The 4,595-nt window shown below is 68.4% G+C and carries 4 protein-coding genes; 1 reads left to right on the top strand and 3 read right to left on the bottom strand.

Annotated features, from left to right (window positions below; all coding sequences use genetic code 11):
* Window positions 1-110: 110 nt before the first annotated feature.
* The 3 genes from AC1D01_RS21910 to AC1D01_RS21900 all read right to left on the bottom strand — a co-directional run bounded on the left by AC1D01_RS21910 (window position 111) and on the right by AC1D01_RS21900 (window position 3,480).
* Window positions 111-962, bottom strand: coding sequence for a carbohydrate ABC transporter permease (locus AC1D01_RS21910; protein WP_477870030.1), 852 nt, complete (start codon window positions 960-962; stop codon window positions 111-113).
* 67 nt (window positions 963-1,029) lie between these two features.
* On the bottom strand, window positions 1,030-2,346 hold the full coding sequence (locus tag AC1D01_RS21905) for an ABC transporter substrate-binding protein (RefSeq protein ID WP_477870029.1): 1,317 nt from the start codon (window positions 2,344-2,346) through the stop codon (window positions 1,030-1,032).
* A gap of 60 nt (window positions 2,347-2,406) precedes the next feature.
* A complete protein-coding gene (locus AC1D01_RS21900; RefSeq protein ID WP_477870027.1) occupies window positions 2,407-3,480 on the bottom strand; it encodes an ABC transporter ATP-binding protein in 1,074 nt (357 codons plus the stop codon).
* 150 nt (window positions 3,481-3,630) lie between these two features.
* Here AC1D01_RS21900 and denD point away from each other — a divergent pair.
* Window positions 3,631-4,595: D-erythronate dehydrogenase (denD, locus tag AC1D01_RS21895; protein WP_477870025.1), on the top strand; the 965-nt coding region annotated here is incomplete at its 3' end.

Below are 4,595 nucleotides of genomic sequence, written 5' to 3'. Positions count from 1 at the left end.
CACGAAGATGCCGAGCGGGATGTAGACCGTCACCCAACGCCGCGGCAGCGTCTGCAGGTAGTCCATGCCCTGCGAATCGGGCTTCTCTTGCATGGCACTTCTCTGCGTTTTCATTTGTCGCCGCCCTGCTGCCAGGCGCGCCGCTGCAGCCCGAAGTAGCTGAACATGATCGCCGCCAGCAGGAACGGCACCATCAGCGTGGCCAGCGCCGCACCCTCACCGAGCGCCCCGCCGGGAATCGCGCGCTGGAACGCGAGCGTGGCCATCAGGTGCGTCGAGTTCAGCGGGCCGCCACGCGTCAGCACGTAGATCAGCTGGAAATCGGTGAAGGTGAACAGCACCGAGAAGGTCATCACCACCGCGATGATCGGCGACAGCAGCGGCAGCGTGACGTGCCGGAACTGCTGCCACGGCGTCGCGCCGTCGATCGCCGAGGCCTCGTAGTACGAGGGCGAGATCGTCTGCAGCCCCGCCAGCAGCGAGATCGCGACGAAGGGCACGCCGCGCCAGACGTTGGCGACGATCGTCGAGAAGCGCGCGTTCCACGGGTCGCCGAGGAAATCGACATACCGGTCGATCCAGCCCAGCTTCATCAGCACCCAGCTCAGCACCGAGAACTGCGCGTCGTAGATCCACCAGAAGGCGATCGCCGACAACGCCGTCGGCACGATCCACGGCAGCAGCACCACCGCGCGGAAGAACGACTTGAACGGCAGGTTCTTGTTCAGCAGCACCGCGAGCCACAGGCCGAGCACGAACTTCAGGATGCTCGCGATCACCGTGTAGAAGAGCGTGTTGAACAGCGCCAGCCGCGCGACGCTGTCGCCCACCAGGAACTCGAAGTTCTCGAGGCCGATCCACGAGCCGCCCCGCCCGATCTTCGCGTCGGTGAAGCCCAGCCAGGTGCCCAGGCCGAGCGGGTAGGTCAGGAACACCAGCAACAGCACCGCGGCCGGCAGCATGAAGGCCAGGCCGAGGGCGTTGCGGCTGTTCTGGAGGCGCTCGAGAAGCTTCACGGGCTGGCCTCGATCAGACCTTGTAGTAGCGTTCCGCGCGCTTCTGCGCCCGCTCCATCGCCTCCTTCGGCGTCTTCGAGCCGCTGCCCGCCTCGGCCACCATGTTCGGCACGATGAAATCCGCCAGCGCCCCGGCCGAGGCATAGCCCAGCTTGCCCGCATACCCCGCCGGCCGCAGGTTCTTCACGCTGTCGCGGTACGGCGTGTGCTTCGGGTCGACCGTCCACACCGTGTTCTTCTCGTAGGCGCGCAGCGGCTGCGCGATGTAGCCTCCGGCGCCCTGCAGCCACGGGTCGAACTGCTCCTGCTCCATCATGAAGCGCATGAACTCCTTGGCCGCCTGCGGGTACTTCGTGTACTTGAAGATCATCTGGTTGAAGAACAGGTGGTTCTCCGTCGGCACCCCCACCGGCCCGATCGGGAAGGCCGCGTGGTTGATGTCGGCCGCCATCTCCTTGAGCTTCGGGTCGGGCGAGTTCTTGGCCGCGTAGTAGATCGAGATGCCGTTGTTGGTGATGCTGATCTGTCCGTCGAGGAAGGCCTTGTTGTTGTTCGGGTCCAGCCACGACAGCGTGCCCGGCACGAAGCTCGAATACAGCTCCTTCGCATACTCCAGCGCCTTCAGCGTGGACGGGCTGTCCAGCGTCACCTTGTTGTCCTTGTCGACCAGCGCGCCGCCGAAGGCCCACAGCAGCCAGTGGCACCAGGAGCTGTCGCCGGTCGCGTTGCCCAGCGCCATGCCGCCCGGCGTGCCCTTGGCGGCCAGCGCCTTGTAGAGCTTCAGGAAACCGTCGGTGTCCTTCGGCATGGTCTCGAAGCCGGCCGCCTTCATCTGGCTCTCGCGGTACACCACCAGCGAGCCGGTCGCCCCGAGCGCGACACCGATCCACTTCTTGCCGTCGGGCCGCAGGAAGGCCTCGCAGGCGGGGTACCAGCCGCCGTATTTCTTGCCGAGGTACTCGCACAGGTCGGTCACGTCGAGCAGCTTGTCGGGGTACAGGTTCGCGTCGTCGTTGGTCGACAGGATGATGTCGGGCCCGGCACCGGTGTTGGCCGCGACGGCTGCCTTCGGCCGCACGTCTTCCCAGCCCTCGTTGTCGACGCGCACCTCGATGCCGGTCTTCTCGGTGAAGCGCTTGACGTTCACCATGTACGCATCGATGTCGCCCTGCACGAAGCGGCTCCAGCGCAGCACGCGCAGCTTGGCGCCCTTCTCGGGCTTGTAGGCGAGCGTCTGCGCGCCGGCATCGGGCGTCCACAGTGCGCCCGTGCCGAGCGCGGCCACGCCAGCGGCCCCTTCCAGAAACTTGCGCCGATCGAATTCACTCATCGTTGTCTCCTGGTCAAGTTGTGAGGCGGCGCACTGCGGCACCGTGAAGGAATCAGGCCATCAGGCGGCCAATCGCTTGCCGCTGCCGGCGTCGAACAGGTGCGCGCGGCCGAGGTCGGGCTGCAGGTGGATGGTCGCGCCGGGCTCGAAGCTGTGCCGCTCGTGGAACACCACCGACACTTCGGTGCCCTGGTGCCGGCAGGCGACGAAGGTGTCGGCACCGGTCGGCTCCACCACCACCACCTGCGACGGGATGCCGCCGCTGTCGCCGAGCGCCAGGTGCTCCGGCCGCGTGCCGAAGATCACCGGCTGGCCGTCCTCGCCCACCGCGCGCGTCGGCGCGTTCATCTGCGTGCCGTCGGCCAGCTCCACCTGCAGCAGGCCGGCCCGGCGGCGCAGCGTGCCGGGCAGGAAGTTCATCGACGGCGAGCCGATGAAGCCGGCCACGAACAGGTTCGCGGGGTAGTCGTACAGCGTCAGCGGGCTGCCGGTCTGCTCGATGCGGCCGTCGCGCATCACGACGATCTGGTCGGCCATCGTCATCGCCTCGATCTGGTCGTGCGTGACGTAGACCGAGGTGGTCTTCAGGCGCTGGTGCAGTTCCTTGATCTCGCTGCGCATCGCGACGCGCAGCTTGGCGTCGAGGTTGGACAGCGGCTCGTCGAACAGGAACACCTGCGGATCGCGCACGATCGCGCGGCCCATCGCGACGCGCTGCCGCTGGCCGCCGGAGAGCTGGCGCGGGTAGCGGTCGAGCAGCTCGCTCAGCCCGAGGATGCCGGCGGCGCGCGCCACCTTCTCGTCGGCCACCGCCTTGTCCTGCTTCGCGAGCATCAGCGAGAAGGCCATGTTGTCGCGCACCGTCATGTGCGGGTACAGCGCGTAGTTCTGGAACACCATCGCGATGTCGCGCTGCTTGGGCGGCAGTTCGTTGACGCGGCGCTCGCCGATGCGGATCTCGCCGTCGGATATTTCCTCGAGCCCCGCGATCATGCGCAGCAGCGTCGACTTGCCGCAGCCCGAGGGGCCGACCAGCACGGTGAACGCGCCGTCGGCGATCTCGATGTCCACGCCGTGCAGCACCTGCACCGAGCCGAAGCGCTTCTTCACCGACTGGATCGTCACACTCGCCATGCGTCAAGCCTCGCGTCATGCCTGGAGGGGCAGGCGGTTGTATGACGACACCAATGACCCTGTCAATCGGCGCTGCCCCTGCTCGCGACAACCCGCAGTGCGCGCATGATGGGCCGGCGCCGAGCCCGTGTGCTCGACGGGAGGCACCCCATGAAACTGCTGATCACCGGCGGGGCCGGCTTCGTCGGCACGCGCCTGGCCCGGGCGCTGTTGTCGCGCGGCACGCTGAACGGGCGACGCATCGAGACGCTGGTGCTGGCCGACCAGGCCGCACCGCGCGCCGACCTGCTGGCCGACGCGCGCGTGAAGGCGCGCACCGGGCCCTTGCTGGCGCAGTGCGCTGCGCTGCGCGACGAGCCCTTCGACGGCGTGTTCCACCTGGCATCGGCGGTGTCGGGCGAATGCGAGGCCGATTTCGAGCTCGGCCTGCGCTCGAACCTGGACAGCACGCGGGCGCTCTTCGATGCGCTGCGCGCGACGGTGCAGCAGGGTGCGCCGGTGCCGCGGCTGGTGTTCTCCAGCTCGGTCGCGGTGTTCGGGCCGGACGCCGCGGTGCCGATGCCGCAACGCGTGCACGACGACACGCTGCCGGCGCCACAGACCTCGTACGGCACGCACAAGCTGATGTGCGAGTACCTGCTGGCCGACTACACGCGCAAGGGTTTCATCGACGGCCGCGCGGCCCGGCTGATGACGGTGACGGTGCGCCCGGGGCGGCCGAACGGGGCGGCCTCGTCGTTCTTCTCCGGGATCGTCCGCGAGCCGCTGGCCGGCGAGGAGGCGGTGTGCCCGGTGTCGGCCAACACCTRCCACCCGGTGGCCTCGCCGGCGCGCACGGTGGAGGGGCTGATCGCGGTGTTCGAGGCGAGCCGCGAGGCCTTCCAGGGCCGGCTCGCGATGAACCTGCCGGCGCTGAACATCTGCGTCGGCCAGATGCTGGATGCGCTGGAAGAAGTGGCYGGCCGCGCGGTGCGCGAGCGGGTGCGCTTCGTCAGCGACGAGCGCATCGCCGGCATCGTGTCCGGCTGGGCGAAGGGCGCCGAGTCGGCCCGCGCGGCGCGGCTCGGGCTGAAGCCGGACGGCAGCTTCACCGAGATCATCCGGCAGTACATCGC

The organism is Rhizobacter sp. P3_B12, assembly GCF_056402895.1.
The sequence above is the reverse complement of the archived record's forward strand: the minus strand, read 5'-3'. Positions and strand labels throughout refer to the sequence as shown.